At 40.3% G+C, this 19,025-nt stretch carries 18 protein-coding genes and 1 pseudogene; all 19 read right to left on the bottom strand.

Annotated elements, in window-relative coordinates:
- Positions 1 to 2: 2 nt before the first annotated feature.
- The 19 genes and pseudogenes from mutS to hisB all read right to left on the bottom strand — a co-directional run bounded on the left by mutS (position 3) and on the right by hisB (position 18,961).
- Positions 3 to 2,600: a DNA mismatch repair protein MutS gene (gene mutS, locus CLOL250_RS03925; protein ID WP_008400833.1), complete on the bottom strand. Its 2,598-nt coding sequence runs from the start codon at positions 2,598 to 2,600 to the stop codon at positions 3 to 5.
- Positions 2,601 to 2,648: 48 nt separating this feature from the next.
- On the bottom strand, positions 2,649 to 4,100 hold the full coding sequence (gene miaB / locus CLOL250_RS03920) for a tRNA (N6-isopentenyl adenosine(37)-C2)-methylthiotransferase MiaB (protein ID WP_008400832.1): 1,452 nt from the start codon (positions 4,098 to 4,100) through the stop codon (positions 2,649 to 2,651).
- A gap of 75 nt (positions 4,101 to 4,175) precedes the next feature.
- A complete protein-coding gene (locus tag CLOL250_RS03915; protein ID WP_008400830.1) occupies positions 4,176 to 4,751 on the bottom strand; it encodes a 5-formyltetrahydrofolate cyclo-ligase in 576 nt (191 codons plus the stop codon).
- Positions 4,748 to 4,969 (bottom strand): DUF896 domain-containing protein, encoded by a 222-nt coding sequence (locus CLOL250_RS03910; protein ID WP_008400829.1) that lies wholly within the window; start codon positions 4,967 to 4,969, stop codon positions 4,748 to 4,750. Before CLOL250_RS03910 ends, CLOL250_RS03915 begins: the two co-directional genes overlap by 4 nt.
- A 104-nt stretch (positions 4,970 to 5,073) precedes the next feature.
- Complete coding sequence (gene proB / locus CLOL250_RS03905) at positions 5,074 to 5,931, bottom strand: glutamate 5-kinase (RefSeq protein ID WP_008400827.1); 858 nt, start codon at positions 5,929 to 5,931, stop codon at positions 5,074 to 5,076.
- A gap of 15 nt (positions 5,932 to 5,946) precedes the next feature.
- Positions 5,947 to 7,584 carry an NAD(P)/FAD-dependent oxidoreductase gene (locus CLOL250_RS03900; protein ID WP_008400826.1) on the bottom strand — a complete coding sequence of 546 codons (1,638 nt, stop codon included), beginning with the start codon at positions 7,582 to 7,584 and terminating at the stop codon, positions 5,947 to 5,949.
- Positions 7,568 to 8,845, bottom strand: coding sequence for an aminoacetone oxidase family FAD-binding enzyme (locus tag CLOL250_RS03895; protein WP_008400825.1), 1,278 nt, complete (start codon positions 8,843 to 8,845; stop codon positions 7,568 to 7,570). The genes CLOL250_RS03900 and CLOL250_RS03895 overlap by 17 nt, the downstream gene beginning before the upstream one ends.
- Before the next feature lie 36 nt (positions 8,846 to 8,881).
- Positions 8,882 to 9,322, bottom strand: a complete 441-nt coding sequence (locus CLOL250_RS13245) for a hypothetical protein (RefSeq protein ID WP_008400824.1) — start codon at positions 9,320 to 9,322, stop codon at positions 8,882 to 8,884.
- 109 nt (positions 9,323 to 9,431) lie between these two features.
- Entirely contained in the window at positions 9,432 to 10,517 is a 1,086-nt protein-coding gene (locus CLOL250_RS03885) for a DUF3048 domain-containing protein (RefSeq protein ID WP_008400822.1), read from the bottom strand.
- A complete protein-coding gene (gene ybeY / locus CLOL250_RS03880) occupies positions 10,504 to 11,016 on the bottom strand; it encodes an rRNA maturation RNase YbeY (protein WP_008400821.1) in 513 nt (170 codons plus the stop codon). The genes CLOL250_RS03885 and ybeY overlap by 14 nt, the downstream gene beginning before the upstream one ends.
- 9 nt (positions 11,017 to 11,025) lie before the next feature.
- Positions 11,026 to 12,012, bottom strand: a complete 987-nt coding sequence (locus tag CLOL250_RS03875; RefSeq protein WP_446714947.1) for a PhoH family protein — start codon at positions 12,010 to 12,012, stop codon at positions 11,026 to 11,028.
- 65 nt (positions 12,013 to 12,077) lie between these two features.
- Positions 12,078 to 13,334 carry a sporulation protein YqfD gene (locus CLOL250_RS03870; RefSeq protein WP_008400818.1) on the bottom strand — a complete coding sequence of 419 codons (1,257 nt, stop codon included), beginning with the start codon at positions 13,332 to 13,334 and terminating at the stop codon, positions 12,078 to 12,080.
- Positions 13,327 to 13,596 carry a YabP/YqfC family sporulation protein gene (locus CLOL250_RS14385; protein WP_008400817.1) on the bottom strand — a complete coding sequence of 90 codons (270 nt, stop codon included), beginning with the start codon at positions 13,594 to 13,596 and terminating at the stop codon, positions 13,327 to 13,329. Before CLOL250_RS14385 ends, CLOL250_RS03870 begins: the two co-directional genes overlap by 8 nt.
- Before the next feature lie 59 nt (positions 13,597 to 13,655).
- A complete protein-coding gene (locus CLOL250_RS03860; RefSeq protein ID WP_008400816.1) occupies positions 13,656 to 13,838 on the bottom strand; it encodes a hypothetical protein in 183 nt (60 codons plus the stop codon).
- Between the two features lie 260 nt (positions 13,839 to 14,098).
- Positions 14,099 to 14,275, bottom strand: a complete 177-nt coding sequence (gene rpsU / locus CLOL250_RS03855) for a 30S ribosomal protein S21 (protein WP_008400815.1) — start codon at positions 14,273 to 14,275, stop codon at positions 14,099 to 14,101.
- A 141-nt stretch (positions 14,276 to 14,416) separates the two neighbouring features.
- Entirely contained in the window at positions 14,417 to 17,083 is a 2,667-nt protein-coding gene (gene alaS, locus CLOL250_RS03850; RefSeq protein ID WP_008400814.1) for an alanine--tRNA ligase, read from the bottom strand.
- A 12-nt stretch (positions 17,084 to 17,095) separates the two neighbouring features.
- Positions 17,096 to 17,773, bottom strand: coding sequence for a bifunctional phosphoribosyl-AMP cyclohydrolase/phosphoribosyl-ATP diphosphatase HisIE (gene hisIE, locus CLOL250_RS14380; protein ID WP_446714949.1), 678 nt, complete (start codon positions 17,771 to 17,773; stop codon positions 17,096 to 17,098).
- A 234-nt stretch (positions 17,774 to 18,007) separates the two neighbouring features.
- Positions 18,008 to 18,358, bottom strand: a pseudogene (locus CLOL250_RS14375) (HisA/HisF-related TIM barrel protein); the annotation flags it as partial.
- A gap of 9 nt (positions 18,359 to 18,367) precedes the next feature.
- Complete coding sequence (gene hisB / locus CLOL250_RS03840) at positions 18,368 to 18,961, bottom strand: imidazoleglycerol-phosphate dehydratase HisB (RefSeq protein ID WP_008400811.1); 594 nt, start codon at positions 18,959 to 18,961, stop codon at positions 18,368 to 18,370.
- Positions 18,962 to 19,025: the final 64 nt, after the last annotated feature.

The raw sequence follows: 19,025 nt of genomic DNA, 5'->3' as shown, positions 1-19,025 counted from the left end.
CCTTAACGGATTCGCTCCTGTAATTCATTCAGGTATAACAATGCTTTCATCGGTGTCATGTTGGATAGATCCGCATTCTTGATCTCCTCTAAAATAGCACTTTCTTCAGGATTTGCCAGAAATGACATCTGGGTATCGGAAGCACTTTTATGAAAATCATTTGTTATCTTGATATCTTTTAATTTCGTCGTTATATCCGTATCGATAAGCTGGTTGCAGATCTCATTTGCACGATCGATCACGATATCCGGTACTCCGGCAAGCTTAGCTACCTGAATACCATAGCTTCGATCCGCTCCGCCTTTTACGATCTTTCGTAAGAATACGATATCATCACCGTCTTCTTTTACTGCAATACAGTAGTTATTTACAGAGGATAACTTACCCTCTAATTCTGTCAGCTCATGATAGTGGGTGGCAAATAACGTTTTTGCTCCAAGCAGTTCACTGTTACTGATATATTCCACAACTGCCCATGCAATACTAAGTCCGTCATATGTACTGGTTCCTCGTCCGATCTCATCTAAGATCAGCAGACTGTTCTTCGTTGCATTTCGAAGAATATTTGCAACCTCACTCATCTCTACCATGAAAGTGCTTTGCCCGCTTGCAAGATCATCGGATGCCCCTACTCTGGTGAAGATACGATCACAGATACCGATATTTGCTGAAGCAGCAGGAACAAAGCTTCCGATCTGCGCCATTAAAACGATCAGTGCCGTCTGACGCATATAGGTGGATTTACCAGCCATATTCGGTCCGGTTATGATCGATATCCTGCTCTCAAAATTATTCAGATAGGTGTCATTTGATATGAACATACCGTTGTTCATCATCTTCTCAACGACAGGATGGCGACCTTCTTTGATATCAATTACACCATCTTCGTTTATCTCCGGACGAACAAACTGATTGGCAGATGCCACATATGACAGCGAACAGAGACAGTCTAATAAAGCAATCTGTCTTGCTGTATTCTGCACACGCAGGATCTCACCCGCAATCTTATCTCTGAGCGCAATATAGGTTTCATATTCCAGTGCATATAATTTATCTTCAGAACCAAGAATCGAACCTGCAAGATTGTCCAGTTCTTCTGTTGTATATCGTTCTGAATTTGCAAGTGTCTGTTTTCTTATAAAATATTCAGGTACCAGATCCTTATAGGAATTAGTCACCTCAAAATAATAGCCAAATACTTTATTGAACTTGATGCGAAGATTCTTTATTCCTGTCTTCTGCTTTTCCCGTTCCTCCAATTCTGCAAGCCATGTCTTGCCATCTGTCTTTGCCGATTTTAAAGTATCAATTTCTTCCAGATAACCATCCTTGAAAATACCGCCTTCACGGATCAGTATCGGAGGATCGTCGTTGATCGAACGCTCTAACAGGTCATAAATATCCTGTAATTCATCCATTTTCTCATAAATATCTGCAAGAAGCCCATCCGGATAGATCTGTAAAAGCTGTCTGATATACGGCAGATATGAAAGGGATGTCTTAAATGCGATCATATCGCGTGGATTTGCGGATCGTAGGGAAATCCTTGTCATCAGTCGTTCCAGATCATAGATCGGGTTCAGATATTCCCGCATCTCATCACGATTGATCATATCATTATTTAACTGTTCTATTGCATCAAGTCTTGCTTCGATATCCTTTTTATATATCAAAGGCTGCTCGATCATGCTTCGAAGCATTCTCGCACCCATTGCTGTCTTGGTTTTATCCAATACCCATAACAAAGAACCTCGTTTCTGCTTGTCACGAAGTGTCTCACAAAGCTCCAGATTTCTTCTGGTTGCGGAATCAAGAATCATGAAATCGTCGATGGAATACAGCACGATATGATTGATATGTGCAAGGAAATTCTTCTGTGTCTCATGCAGATACTGAAGCAGGACTCCGGAGGATAAGATACAGTCAGGGAAATCCTTCAGTCCAAGCCCGTCCATATTATTAACGCCGAACTGCCTCATAATTGCATCTTCACATAGCATTTGATTGAAATAATGCTCCGGCGCTTCAGAAATGGAAATTTTCATTTTCTCCCTCAGATAAACGAAATCCAGATCACAATTCATGAAAGAATGATTGCCGATGATCTCGGCAGGAGAATATTTGTTGATCTCATCCGTAAGCTTTGATAAGGATGGAACTCTCGCTGTCTTAAACTCACCGGTCGTGATATCTACCAGTGAGATTCCGAATGCACCATCGTTTTCAAAAATACTCATCAGATAATTATTTCTTGTTTCATCAAGAATTGCATTTGACATATTTGTACCCGGTGTTACCACCCGGATAACCTCACGTTTTACTATGCCTTTTGCAAGCTTTGGATCTTCAACCTGTTCACAGATTGCTACCTTAAAACCATTCTCGATCAGCTTATTTAGGTAGACATCGCAGGCATGATATGGAACGCCACACATCGGTGCACGTTCCGGCTGTCCGCAGTCCCTTCCGGTCAAAGTGATCTCAAGAACCTTGGATGCGGTCAGGGCATCATCAAAAAACATTTCATAGAAATCACCAAGTCTGTAAAATAATATACAGTCCTTGTACTGATTCTTCACTTCCATATACTGCTGCATCATTGGTGTTAAAGCTGCCACTGTTTTTTACCCCTATTCTATAAATTCGGTTTATACAAGATTTCCCATATAATAAAAGCCTTTACATTCATCCAGCGAAACATCCCGGATCTCGCCGATCATAGACGGATCACCTTTAAAATGTACCAGAATATTATTTGACAGACGACCGGTTAAGAGTTCCGGATTCTGTTCGCTGACGCTTTCAATCAGTACAGGCATGACCTGACCTTTATAACGGCAGATCTCCTCACCGCTGATCTCTGATACTCGCTTGATCAGACGGTCAAAACGGTTCTGGATCTCTTCCTTTGTTGCATGATCCTCAAATGTTGCCGCCGGTGTTCCGGTGCGCTTGGAATATATAAATGTAAATGCTGTATCAAACCTTACCCGATTCACTACATCCATTGTCTCTAAGAAATCTTCTTCTGTTTCTCCGGGAAAACCGACAATAATATCGGTTGTAAGTGATATTTCAGGAATCTGTCTGCGGATCTTGTCTACTAATTCCAGATAAGATTCTTTTGTATAGCGACGATTCATCTGATTTAATATCCTGGATGAGCCGGACTGCATCGGAAGATGGATGTGACGGCAGATCTTTTCATTTGCCGCGATCACATCGATCAGTTCATCGGACAGATCCTTTGGATGGGAGGTCATAAAACGAACACGTTCAATTCCATCAACTTCTGTCACCTTCTGCAATAATTCGGCAAATGTCATCGGTTTCTCTAACGTCTTTCCATAAGAATTCACATTCTGACCAAGGAGCATGATCTCTTTTACACCCTCCTCTGAAAGCCGCTTAACCTCTCTTATGATGTCCTCCGGTTGTCTGCTGCGTTCTCTGCCTCTGACATATGGCACGATACAATATGTACAGAAATTATTGCATCCGAACATAATATTGACACCGGACTTAAATGGGAATTCCTTCTTAACCGGAAGATCTTCCACAACAAGATTGGTATCCTTCCAGATGTCCACTACCTGTCCGCCGGCTTCGATACGGTTGCAGTAGATTTCAGCCAGTTTGAATACATTATGCGTGCCAAATACCATATCTACAAATCGATATTTCTTTTGAATTGTAGCTACAACATCCGGTTCCTGCATCATACATCCGCAAAGCCCGATCATCTTATCTGGATGTGTCTCTTTGTCATGTTTCATGATTCCAAGATGTCCGTAGACTTTTCGATTCGCATTCTCACGGACTGTGCAGGTATTATATATAACAAGGTCTGCATCCTCAGAATCACTGCTTGTATATCCGATTTCTTCCAGAATACCGGTCAGCTTCTCGGAGTCTCTTACATTCATCTGACATCCATAGGTCTGGATCGAGCAGGTCAGGTTTCTTCCTGCTTTTTTCGCAAGCTCCCGGTAATACCCCCTTGCTTTTTTTATAAAATAATATTGCCGAAATGGTTCTTCGGCAGGACAAGGTTCTGTTATATCGATTGTATCTATTTTTTTATCAATTTCATTAATCATATTGTTCTCCGGTATGTGTTTAATGTTCTTGTTGAATTTCTGTATAAATTCGTTTTCGTTATTCTGATAAGTTTATTAACCAATATTCTTCTCCATAAAGCTGTATATCTCTGACGGAGTCAGAAGCTGATCCGGCCTTTCGTCAAATGATTCGCATGAAATCTCCGGCAACACCTGATAATCATAGGCAAATGCAACCGCAGTAAGTTCCGGATGAAGCTTCATATAACGGTCATAATATCCTCCACCATATCCGATCCGATGTCCGTTTTTATCAAATACAATTCCCGGAACGATCAGAATTCCTTCCGTCGGATGAAGCATATCACAGCCGACAGGCTCTAAGATGCCATATGCACCTACCTTTAGATCGCTCATTCCATGAATCCGATGAAAATGCATATGATCTCCGTATACCTTTGGCACAGCAACGATTTTGTCATCTGTAAGTGCCTGCTCTATAATCTCGATCGTATCCACTTCATTATCCTGACTGACATAGATCAGCAGATGATTGCAGTCTTTATATCCATCTGAATTCATAAATCGCTTCCTGATCTGTGCTGAAGCAGCGGTCACCTGCTCCGGTGTTAAGGCACGCCGCTTTTGTTTATATTGTTTTCTTAGTTCTGCTTTTGTCTGTTCCATCATACTTTTTTTGTTGGATCGATATCTTCCAGTCTGGTAATACTACCATCCGGTTCTTTGATATCAATGTTATTTAATACACTTCTCAGATTCTGCTTCATGGCAAAAATATATTCCTGTCTAAGATTTTTCTGTTCTTCCTTTTCAGCCGGCGTAAGTCCTGCCGGAGTCTTGGATTTCTTATATAATTCATTGATTCTTGCAATCTTTTTTTCGTCCATTCTTATTCACCTGTTCATTACTGTTATTTCTGAATCGTATACTGCTTCTGTTTGATCAGATACCATCTTATATATGATACGTGTGGTACACACTATATCCATTGCTACTGCAGATATTCCTTATGTGTAATGTATCTTACGACATCAAAATTCGGCTCTTTATATGCTTTAAATAAGGTTCCGACAGATTCGCCATTTAATGCCCGACCGAGATTCCCTATATCATCTCCTGACAAAATAAGCATATCTGCTCCTGAATTTGCAGCAATCTTCGCTGCAGAGATTTTTGTCGTCATACCACCGGTTCCATATCCGGAGCCTGCACCCTTTGCCATTGCTTTGATCTTATCGTCGATACGTTCTACGACAGGGATCAATGTTGCATCCGGATTATTTCTCGGATCGTCCGTGTACAAGCCATCAATATCTGTCAATAATAATAAAAGGTCGGCATTGATCATGTTGGCTACGATAGCGGAAAGGGTATCATTATCTCCAAAGTTTATATCCACTTCTTCAATTGCAACTGTATCATTCTCATTAACTACAGGAATAACATCCATTTGTAATAATTCATTAAAAGTATTTACAGCGTTATGTCTTCTTTCCTGAGATGTGATTACATCAAATGTCAGAAGAACCTGTGCTGCAATCTGGTGATATTCATAGAACAGGCGCTGGTATACCATCATGAGCTGTCCTTGTCCAACTGCTGCACATGCCTGTCTGAGTGATGTTGTCTTTGGTTTTTTCTGAAGCCCTAACGACTTCGAACCAACACCGATCGCACCGGAGGATACCAATACAACATCCTTATCCTGATTTTTCAGATCACTGATGATCCGTACCAGTTTTTCAAGTTTTATGTAATCAAGCCCACCCGTCTCCTCATGGATCAATGAAGATGAGCCGATCTTGATCACGATTCTTTTTTTATTTTTTAAGTATAAACGATCTTCCATTTTATATCTGAAACCTCACATTCTCTGATTTCCGGTTGATGCTTCCGGTATCATAAATTTCGACATAACCGCCTCAAAAACTTTTATTCCGTCAACGGCTGCGGATGTTATACCTCCCGCGTAACCTGCACCTTCTCCACAGGGATAAATACAAGTATGTGCAGATGTCAGATCTGCATCGCGTAGTATCTTTATCGGCGAAGATGTTCTTGCTTCCACGCCGCTTAATATTGCATCATCATCTGCAAAACCGGATATCACCCGGTCAAATGACAAAACACCATCTATTATAGCATCTCTGATATACTCTGGCAAACAACAATTCAGGTTGGAAAACGTATACGCCCCCTTTATGCAAGGCTTGATCTTGCCGGCTATTTCAGACATTCTGTTCATTCTAAAATCACCGAAACGTTGTACCGGAACTGCTCCTTTTCCTGCCTGATACGCCTTTTCTTCAAGCTCTCTCTGAAAATACATACCGGCAAGCGGATGATCTCCCGGATAATCTTCCGGCGTAACATTCACAACGATCGCACTGTTTGAATTATCCGCTTTTCGGTCACTGTAGCTCATACCATTGACACATATCCTTCCGGATTCTGAGGATGCATTTACAACGTAACCACCGGGACACATACAGAAGGAGTAGACCGCCCGTCCGTTTGCTGCCTGATGCACCAGCTTATAATCTGCTGTCGGCAGTAAATCTTCATAATCGGGATGATATCCATATTGTGCTTCATTGATAAAGGTTCTTGGATGTTCGATCCGGAGTCCCATTGCAAACGGCTTCTGTTCCATCGGAATTCCACGCTTATAGAGCATTTCAAAGGTATCTCTTGCACTGTGACCGATTGCAAGTATCACCGCATTGCTTTTTAATTCATATGTGTCTTCCGGTTTCAAAAGCTTCTTTATCTGTAAGAGCGTTGTCTCAGAATCTATCACTTCTATATCTGTTACAAGCTGCTCAAATCGCACCTCTCCACCCAGCCTTATAATCTCATTTCTGATATTCTTGACTACAGTCAATAACACATCTGTACCGATATGAGGCTTATTCACATATAGGATTGACGGATCTGCACCAAATTCGACAAATGTCTTAAGAACCGCAGTCCTTCTTCCTGATTTATCCTTAATTACGGTATTCAATTTACCGTCAGAAAATGTTCCGGCTCCGCCTTCCCCAAACTGAACATTGCAGTTTGGATTTAACGGATGTTCCTTTTTCCAGTATCCATTTACACAGGCTGTTCGTTCATCAACCGCCATACCACGTTCCAGAATAATCGGTCGATAGCCCTCTCTTGCGAGAAAAAGTCCTGCAAACAAACCTGCCGGGCCGCTTCCGATAATAACCGGTCGATACTGCATCGGCGTAGTTCCCGGCTCCGGTATCAGGTATATTGTTTCTTTTGTTAACATAATATTGTTATTGTGAACTTTTCGCAATATCTTTTCTTCATTGTCACAAATTACATCTACAGCTGCCACATAATGGATCTGATCTTTTTTACGGCTGTCAATCGATAATTTGGCAATTTTATATGCAGGCACATACGAAAGCTTCAGATTTTTCTTAATTACAGCCTCTATATCATCTGCCGTATAGCCGATTTTCAATTTGATATTATTTATACGAATCATATATACTCTTTCCTGCTTTCATTCCTGTGATAACTGCCCACATAAGATTGTATCCGCCGCATTTTCCATCTACATCTAATAGTTCTCCTGTAACATAACATCCGGGAACCATCTTTAATCCCATTGTTTCAGGATTTACAAATCTTGTGTCTGCTCCTCCGCGTGCTACCTGTGCCTCTGTAATCTCTGCTGTGTCCGTGATCTCAAACCGTAGATCAAAGAGTATACCTGCCAGCTCTACCAGTTCTTTTTCTGATAATTGCTGCACACTCTTTTTCTCTGTGCCGCATTTTTTTATTATATAGGCTCCGAGCTTTTCATGCACCAGTCCGTTCAGACAGGCCTGAATATTCCGCTCAGGATTGTTCTTTACAAATGTTCTCAGATACTTTAATACATCTTCTTTATTCATCGTCGGTATCGGTGATATGTGGAGCCTGACATGTTCGCCGGCTTCTAAGGCTTCACCGATGATATGGCTCTGGTTGAATACGACAATGCCGGAGATACAGGTATCAGTAAACTGTACCTCGCCAAATTCTTTCTCGTGATCAGAAGTCGAATTTTCTCCACATTCAACATAAACGCCTGCTTTGCATCGAACACCTGATAATTCAGATATATCTTCTGTGCATTTCACCTTACATAATGCCGGATGGAACTGATAAACAGGAACGCCTAACTGTTCCAGCAGATCTAAACCGGCATCTGTTCCTCCAAGAGCCGGGGCTGCTGATCCGCCACATGAAAGAACAACATTTTTTGTATGATACACGGCATGATCTGTTTTTATCTCATAGATATGATCCTTGTTTATGGATATCTCTGCAACCTGTTCTCCGGTATGGATCTCGATTTCATTCTTTTTCAGAACATCATTAAATGCCCATACAACAGTCGAAGCCTGTCTGGACATCGGGTAATAATATCCATTTTCATCTGATACCAATACACCCACCTGTTCAAAAAATGAAATTACTTTTTTATAATCATCCGCAGCGATTACCTTATAAGGGAAAAACTCATTGTTACTGAAATAACAGTTTATATCAAATGCCTGATTTGCGATATTACACTTTCCGTTTCCTGTCGCATAAATCTTCTTCCCGATCTTTTTATTTTTTTCAAGTAGCAGAATTTTAAGTTGTTTTTTCGATGCCGGATCAGTCTTTTTATCTGAAATCATATTCGGATCTGCTGCACAGGCAGCCGCTGTCATGCCGGATGCTCCCGCACCGATAACGATCATATCATATATCATTTGTTCTCTCCTTTTAAATCATCCCATATTCTAGCATTAACTGGAACATGATTCAAGGAAAGTAAATAATTCTTTCGCTTTTTGAAATTTTATTCCATTTTCTATTCGTTTTTTCATATTATTTTCCAATTGATCCATCCGAATGTCGGTAAATTCATATAAGCTTCCCTTTTCTGTAAAAACCGCAACATAACCATTCAGATCACTGACCAGAAAATGATAGTCTTTTTCTGCAGCTTCTTCTGTTTCGGAGTTTTCTTTTTTTGATATGGTTTCAACCGTCTCTACCCTGTCAACCGCATCCGTGGTTTCTTCTGAATCTGTTCTGTCAATCGTCCAGATATATTCTTCGATATTAGACTGTCCTTTCGTTGTATCATTGCATCCACGAGAATTCTTATAGATCGAATATGAACAGTAAAATGAAAATAAAAAAAGTAACACCGCTCCACCGATCAAAAAAAGCACTTTTTTCATAATAATCACCTCTTATCAGTGATTATCTGCATTTTACGGCTAAATATACAAAAAGATGCCTGCCATATCATAACCGATATGACAGACATCTTAAAAGTCTGATTAAATTTTAGTTCCAGGTTACACTGTCTGCTTTATCTTTTTCAAAAACAGTTACCCATGTTTTTCCCGGATTCAGTTTTAATTCATTGCCGTCTTCTGTGTAGTACTTTGTTATAGCATTTTCAGAAGATTTTTTCCATGTTACAGGAATGATCACACCATTTGATGCGTAAAGGCCTGTGCCTTCACCGACCAGATCAAGCTGCTGTCTGTCGTGATCGTCAATGCTTGTATAATGAGCAAACTGGATCAGGACGTTTTCATACTTAAGCTGTTCGCCTGTATTTCCATCGGTCTGTTCTCCGCCATACTGGAATCTGTAATAGAGACCATCATCAGCATGATATTCAAACCAAGGTGATGTATAGTTGCTGATTGGTGTCTTGATCTCGTTAGCGGTTTCCCCACCGGCAGGTGTTGTGATCTCATCATTGAATGAAAATACACTTTCAAAGCTGTCGCTGTGTTTTGTTTCATAGCCCTTCTGTTCGATTCCGGCTTTGATCTTCTCGGTATCTGTGAATACATTATGTGGAGATACCCGGTCAGATGCTCTGTAGTATGTTACGCCACCTTCTGAGCTTAAGCCACTCAGATTATTGATCCCTGAGCTTGCAAGCTTATCTTCTCCCTGTGGAGACTGACCATAATGCATGTAGATAGCATCATATTCCATAGCAACTGTTACATAATATGGACGGCAGCTTCTGATTGAACCCAGTTTTTCAAGATTGGAATAATCATTGAAGATTCCAAGCAAACGTGTGATTCCACCTTCTACCTTCATCTCATAAACAATATCTGCCTTTCCTATATCACACTGCGGCATTGCGTCAGAAATGTTATTTAACATAACCGCGATCGGGCGTCCATATTCTTCTGTACGGTCTGTAACCCATTCTCCGGTCAGGTCGTTGTACACGCCCTCATGCTGAGCTTCTGTTGTTGCCTCTGTAGTTGCTTCTGTTGTTGCTTCTGTCGTTGTGGTTTCTGTGGTTCCTTCTGTTGATGTCTCTTTCTTTCCACATCCCATAACACCAAGTGATAAAACTCCTAATGCTGCTAATGCAATTGCATATTTAGTTTTCTTCATAATCCCTTGTGTATCCTTTCTCATTAAGTATTTGTTCCTGAAGATCTTCCATCTGTTTGCGTTCTTCTTCATCTATATGATCATAACCAAATAAATGAAGCATACTGTGTGCAACCAGAAATGCCAGTTCTCTGGTGTTCGAGTGATTGTAACTTTTTGCCTGTTCATATACTCGATCCATGGAAATAATAATATCTCCAAGCATCAGTTCTCCTGATTCCGGATTGAAATAATCACAGGTATCCCCGTCTACAACACTAAAATCTCCGGGTTCTTTATAATCAATCAGAGGAAATGACAGCACATCTGTAGGTGCATCGATATTTCTCTGACAATTATTGATAGTCTGTATGCCCGAATTGTCTGTGAGTAATACATAAATCTCACATTCATATGGGCATTTGATAAAATCCAGCGCCTGTCCGATCACAGTCTCTATTACATGTTCATAATCAGGCACACGGATCTCTCCGAATTCATTTTCAATATTTAAAGACATTGTACATCCTTACCTTTTTCTCTTATTATTGCGGTTATCTCCGTAACGCTTGCTGTCACTTATCTCATGCTTTGTCTGGTCGGATCTTTTCTTCTGTCTGTTCTGCTTTTCCTCATACACTTCGTAGGCATTGACAATCTTCTGTACAAGCGGATGTCTCACAACATCAAGACTTGTCAGATGACAAACACTGATTTCTTCGATGTTTTTAATAACCATCAGTGCAACTTCAAGTCCGGATCTTGTCTCAAACGGAAGATCTTTCTGGGAAAGGTCTCCAGTAATGATGGCTTTTGATCCAAATCCGATACGGGTTAAGAACATTTTCATCTGTGCAGGAGTTGTATTCTGTGCCTCATCAAGCACGATGTACGCATTATCCAGAGTCCGGCCTCGCATATACGCAAGCGGAGCAACCTCTATCAATCCTTTTTCCATATTTTTAGCGAAAGATTCCGGTCCCATGATCTCATAGAGCGCATCATAAAGCGGTCTTAAATAAGGATCGACCTTACTTTGCAGATCGCCAGGCAGAAAACCTAATTTCTCACCTGCTTCGATCGCCGGACGTGTCAATATAATACGATTCACTTCACCGTTTTTGAATGCAGTGATCGCTTTCGCCATTGCCAGATATGTCTTACCGGTTCCGGCAGGACCTACACCGAATACGATCATGGATTTATCGATTGCATTTACATATGCCTTCTGTCCGTGTGTTTTTGGTTTGATCGGTTTGCCGTTGATCGTATGACAAATGATATCCCGATCCAACTCAGCGATATTTTCCTGTGTTTCCTGAGGATGATCCTTAGACATGGCTATCGTATAATCGACCTTCTGTTCATCAATCGCAGTACCTCTGGCTGCAACTGCAAATAACTGGATCAGTACATGAACCGCCTGCTCCACGTCTTTTTCTTCTCCTGAAATCTTCAGCTTATCATCGCGCAGGATCATAGAAACATGAAATGCTTTTTCAATTTTTTTTTGCATGTACATCAAATTGTCCAAATACATTTTGAACGTATTCGGACATAACAGTAATTGATTTGCTGAATTCACTCAAGTGTCTGCTCCTCACTTATTATCTGTAATTCATGCGGGACACCGATCAGCTGTTTTACAGTGATATCTCCAACTGCATGGCATGCGTCCTCGCTACATGTTATTTTAACATTTTTTTCTATTATTTGCACCCCTTTTTCTTGCAAATTGCCAATATAGTGATTTAATTTTTCCTGCATTTTATCTGTAGCATCTTTTTCGGACAATTTTTTCATCATCAATGTGTATTCTTTGACTGTAGTCTTTTTTATCTCAAATGGCAGATAAAGATTTTTTCCTATGTGTAATCTCTTATCATCACTTAATCGGTCGAATGTATCATAAGGACATTTCGGTACATAAGGGGTAAAATCATACTTTAACAATCCAAAGGAATAATATTTTTTCTCGTTTCCGGTATACTCTTTCACATAATTTGTTCTTGGTATACTTTCATCATAATGATACACACAGATGCCATAAACCTCTCCTTCTGCCGACACATAATTTGTATCCATCACTTCGTTATTGTCATCATACAGATAGACAGCTCCGGATATCAGGACATCCCCTTTTTTTACGTCATCCCCTGATTTAACCACTGGTGTACCGGAAGCGGTTACGATCTCTGCGATCGTACAGTTCTTTGATGCAACGATGTTGCATGGCCCTTTCATGGAGGTGTCCGTACATACATTCAATGTTTCCGTAATCTCTACAGACAACTTTGTTCCTGTAAGCGCACATGATATCCATGCGATATCTTCAAAATCTTTTCGGAGGTTCTTCTCAAGCTCGGCGCAATCTACTTTTGATTTCGGAGTTCCTGTCTGCACATAATATTCATTGATATGCTGTAGTATCTCATCCGATGTATAATCTGATTCACCGGAAACGGAAATTTCCCATATAAATAACGATTGAATATAAATCAAAACAGCAAACAAGATAAACCCAGCCACAAATGGAATTCTTTTTTTATTTTTTCGAATAAACTCGCGAATACCATATACTCTTAGAATCTCTACGTCACTTTCTGTTTTCCGTGCAGGTTCTTCCAACCGTGCTATATCCTTAGAAGCAGTAAAAAAGAATATTTCATCTTCTTTCTGCTCCAGATCCCAAAGCTTAATATCTCTCGCTTTGCATAGATTAACAAAACGGTTGATATGAATGCCGCGAAGATGAATTTTTGCAAAGCCATACAGATACCTTAATATAATATCAAACATCCGGTTTCTCCCTTCTATGTACACAACATTATCATTCATAATTGATATATAGAATATTGCCTGATATCTTCAGTTCTTCCGGGCAGTAATATTCAATTTTCAAGCAAATTCCATTTATCGATATGGTATTCTTTTTAGTTTTAACAAGGATCTGAGTATCTGAACAGGATATAATACATTTATAGTTTTCAATATAGATAATGTGGTTATCATGAATTGTGATTTTAGACGAACTTTTTTTAATGTCCGGTGTGACATCCGGCACATCATATAGACTGTTATGATTAAATGGAAGCTGCATGATCTGATACCCAATTGACTTTATATCTATACTATGTTGGTTGGGTATCGGATTATGACTTACTCTTTATTCTCTTTAAGATTATGGACACAGATAAAATTAACCAGAACGGCATTTCCTACAATCAATCCATAGGTAACTGCCTTAAATATATTTCCGGTCATATCGCCAAATGCAAAAATACTTAAGATCAGTGCTCCCCAGGCAAAGATTATTGCAAAAATATTAATTGCGTTTTTCATATTCGTTTGTCCCTTTCGTTTTCGAATATTAATTTATTGTATCTTATAGCGTTGTCTGTGTCAACTTTTTGCGTAAGTGAGCCAAGCACAGATAGATACTTCCGCAACCACAAGAAAATTACTTTGTAATTTTCTTGTGGTTATCGCGGCAGTCGCCGAGGCCTCGTGTAAACACAGACTTCGGCTCGTTGCTCGCGTAAAAAAAGAGTACCGATTGCTCGGTACTCAAAAAAATCATATTTACTAATCCAAACTATAGATTATTTATATTTGCGCTTTCTAGCTGCCTCTGATTTCTTTTTACGTCTAACGCTTGGCTTTTCGTAATGTTCTCTCTTACGAATCTCCTGCTGGATACCAGCCTTCGCACAATTTCTCTTGAATCTGCGAAGAGCGCTATCTAATGTTTCGTTTTCTTTAACTATTACATTTGACATTCTCTCACCTGACCTCCCTCCAGTTGTGTACTATGCTAATAAAATAACAACTGTTTGGGTATTATTTAAGCACGAAGTCAATTATAACATATATTATTAAAACGTCAACAAAAAATTTTATTATTTTCTATTTTTCTATTTTTAGGCATTTAACTGTTCTTTGGCTGTTTCAACTGCTTTTGCAAGTGCATCTGCAATACCGGCAGGATTCTTTCCCCCGGCCTGAGCCATGTTTGGACGACCACCGCCGCCACCGCCTACAAGTGCTGCAGACGCTTTGATAATATTTCCTGCATGTGCTCCCTTCTTTACAGCATCGTCTGTTGCCATAGCGATCAGATTTACCTTGCCATCCTTTGCGGAAGCAAGAACGATAACCGATGTACCAAGCTTGTTCTTGAAATCATCACCCAGATTACGAAGTGCGTTCATATCGGTATCTTCTACGCTGGTAGCAAGAACCTTTACGCCATTTATATCTATTGCATCTGCAAGTGCATCTCCGGCAGAATTCTTTGCCAGCTTATCCTTCAGCTTGGAATTTTCAGATGTCAGCGCTTTGATCTCAGCGAGCATTGTCTCGATCTTTTCAGCCAGCTTTGCAGGTTCAGCTTTTGCTGCCTTTGCTGCTGCTTTCAACTCGTCTTCCATCTCTTTATAATAATTAAATGCGCCAACAGAAGTCAGTGCTTCAATTCTTCTGACACCGGCAGCAACACCCATTTCAGAGATGATCTTAAATGTACCGATCACACCGGTATTCGGAACATGAGTACCACCACAGAATTCAACGGAGAAGTCATCCATAGATACAACACGAACCTTCTCGCCGTACTTGTCACCAAACAATGCCATAGCACCTGTCTTCTTGGCATCTTCAATACTCATAACCTCTGTCTTAACCTTAAGGTCTTTATCAATCTGTTCATTTACGATTGCTTCAACCTTGGCGATTTCCTCAGGAGTCATAGCCTGAAAATGTGTAAAGTCGAATCTTAAACGGTCTTCGGATACATAAGAACCAGCCTGTTCAACATGATCACCAAGGACCATCTTTAAGGCTTTCTGGAGCAGATGTGTAGCGGAATGATTTTTACAGATCAGTGCACGTCTGTCTGCTGTTACAGAAAGCTTCGCTGTGCTTCCATTCTTTAATTCACCGGATTCAACATAGCCAAGATGTGCGATCTTATCACCGGCAACCTTGATCGTATCTTTAACGATGAAACGTCCGCTCTCTGTCTCGATCACACCGGCATCACCGATCTGACCACCCATAGTAGCATAAAATGGTGTCTCTGCTGTGATGATCGAACCGTTTGTGCCTTCGGAAATAACATCAACCAGTTCGGATGTTACCTGATCGCCCTCTTTATATTCTGCTGTTATGGCAATAATATTGGAAGATGCTTCTACCTTGTCATAACCAATGAATTTACTTGTGAGAGCTGTGTCGATGTCTTCATAAATAGTTGAATCTGCTCCCATGTAGTTTGATACTTTTCTTGATTTACGAGCAGTCTCTCTCTGCTTGTCCATAGCCTTATTAAAGCCTTCCGTATCAACCTCGATGCCCTTTTCTTCCAGAATCTCTTTTGTCAGATCAAGAGGAAAACCATAGGTATCATATAACTTAAATGCATTTTCGCCATTTAATACTTTTTTGCCGCTGTTATTTAACTCCTCAACGAAGCCGTTCAGGATTGATAAGCCCTGATCGATCGTCTTATTGAAGTTTTCTTCTTCTGTATTGATACAGGTAAAGATATGTGCTTTCTTTTCTTCCAACTCCGGATATGCATCCTTAGAAACCTCGATCACTGTCTTTGAAAGCTCTGCAAGGAATCTGCCTTCGATACCAAGTAATCTGCCATGTCTTGCTGCACGACGGAGAAGACGTCTTAATACATAACCTCGTCCTTCATTTGATGGAAGGATACCGTCAGATGCCATAAAGGTAACAGAACGGATATGGTCGGTAATAACACGGATCGAGACATCTGTCTTCTCATCTTCCATGTACTTTACGCCAGCCATCTCACATACTTTATCACGTAACGCTTTGATCGTATCAACGTCAAAGATGGAATCTACATCCTGAACAACAACAGCCAGACGCTCCAGTCCCATACCGGTATCGATATTCTTCTGAACCAGTTCTGTATAGTTATTATGGCCGTCATTTTCAAACTGGGTAAATACGTTGTTCCATACTTCCATGTAACGGTCACAGTCACAACCTACTGTACAGCCAGGCTTACCGCATCCGTACTTTTCGCCTCTGTCATAATAGATTTCGGAACATGGACCACAAGGACCTGCTCCATGCTCCCAGAAGTTATCTTCTTTCCCAAAACGGAAGATTTTCTCCGGTGCAATTCCAATCTCTTTATTCCAGATATCAAATGCTTCGTCATCATCCTCGTAGATAGATGGATATAAACGATTTTCATCTAAGCCTACAACCTTGGTCAGGAACTCCCATGACCATGAAATTGCTTCATGCTTGAAGTAATCGCCGAATGAGAAGTTACCTAACATCTCAAAGAATGTACCATGTCTTGCAGTCTTACCTACATTTTCGATATCTCCGGTACGGATACACTTCTGGCAGGTGGTCACACGTCTTCTTGGCGGGATCTCCTGTCCTGTAAAGTAAGGCTTTAATGGTGCCATACCTGAGTTGATCAATAACAAACTATTATCATTATGTGGAATCAGTGAGAAACTGTTCATCTTCAGATGTCCCTTGCTCTCAAAAAATTCCAGAAACATTTTTCTTAATTGATTTACGCCATATTTTTCCACTGTTTTCTCCTCCTACCTTCTATCAGCCAGTTCTTTGGTAATATCAGTCCAACTGACACCTCTTTCAACCATAAGAACCATAAGGTGATACAGGAAATCTGATATCTCATATTTTATTTCATCTGAATCAGGATTCTTGGCAGCAATTACAATCTCTGTTGCCTCTTCGCCAACCTTTTTCAGTATTTTGTCAATTCCTTTGTCAAACAGATAATTTGTATAGGAACCTTCCTTTGGATGATTTCTTCTGTCAACGATAATATCGTATTCTTCTTCAAATACCTTTAACGGATTGGTATTATCGTATTCCTTTTTAACCAGATCAGTAAAGAAGCAGGTCGGGCTGCCGGTGTGGCATGCTGCACCAATCTGGGAAACCTCTGCAAGCAGGGTATCTTTATCACAGTCTAATTTTAATGATTTTAAGAACTGGAAATGACCGGATGTCTCTCCCTTTGTCCAAAGCTCCTGTCTGCTTCTGCTGTAATATGTCATTCTGCCGGTCGCAATCGTCTTTTCAAAGGATTCCTTATTCATGTATGCCATCATAAGAACTTCCCCAGTCTTATAATGCTGTGTGATACATGGAATCAGCCCATCAGAATTCAGCTTGAATTCATCAAAGGATACTGCACTTTCAAATGTATTAACCGGAATGCCTTCTTTTCTGCATTCCTGCTTTATCTCCATTATATCCATTTGTTTCAGATTATATAAAGAAATGGATTCAGCATTTGTCTTTTCAAGCATCTCACAGATTGCTTCCCCATTTGTTGAATAGGTGGAAACAATAACAGGAAGTGCTACACGATTTTTGATCTCATTTACGATATCCATATATTCCGGAACCATATTATTATGTAATAACAGGAGCTCACCTGCTCCGAGTTCCTTAAGCTGCTCTGCATAAGCTACAGGCTCTTTACATTCGCTCAGGTCGATCGTTACGATGATACGTTCTGAACCAAAACGGTCAGCGGCTTCCGTTACAAGCTCCGGTGTATTTAATGCTGCTGATTTCATACAAACCTTGGAAGCACCTGCGTATAACATCTTCTTGATATCTTCCAGTCTTCTTACTCCACCACATGCGATCAATGGAATATCGACATTCTTGCAGATCTCTTTGATAACTGCAATATTCGCTTCTCTGCCTTCCTTTGTTGCTTTACTGTCAAAATATGCAATCTCATCTGCACCGGCATCGTTATAGAACTTTGCCATTTCGAGTGCATTCTCAAGATCCAGACATGGAATAATTTTCTTATAACTCATAGTACCTCCTTAAAGTGAACCTTTGGTAGATAACACTTTACCATTTAATCTGTCGTCTATAGAAGTTGCTTCATCTAAAGCTTTTGCAAATGCCTTAAAAGCTGCTTCGATGATATGATGGTCATTGGAACCGGAGAACTGCTTCAGATTCAGGTTCATCTCTGCTCCATAGGATACTGCATAGAAGAATTCCTTTACCATCTGTGTATCAAAATATCCAACCCGTTCTGTTGTCAGGTTCAGATCATAAACAAGGTATGGTCTTCCGGAAAGGTCGATCGCACACATAACAAGCGTTTCATCCATAGGAAGAAAGAAATTACCGAAACGCTTAATGGATTTCTTATCTCCAAGCGCACCCTTGATCGCTTTTCCGAGAACAATTCCCGTATCCTCGATCGTATGATGACAATCCACATACAGATCACCTTTTACAGTCAGATTCAGATCAAAGAATCCGTGTTTGGCAAAGCTTGTCAGCATATGATCGAAAAATCCGATACCGGTATCGATCTTTGCATTTCCCTTTCCATCCAGATTTAATTCCAGAACAATATCTGTCTCGCTGGTTTTTCTTGTGCATTTTACTGCTCTATCCGCCATATCTTTTCTCCCTTGTTTTTATACATTTTTCTCCCGATACTTTGGCAACTACAAGCACAGGCGG

Origin of the sequence: Clostridium sp. L2-50, assembly GCF_000154245.1 — a bacterium.
GTDB lineage: Bacteria > Bacillota > Clostridia > Lachnospirales > Lachnospiraceae > Coprococcus.
This window is presented reverse-complemented; position numbering and strand designations above follow the sequence as displayed.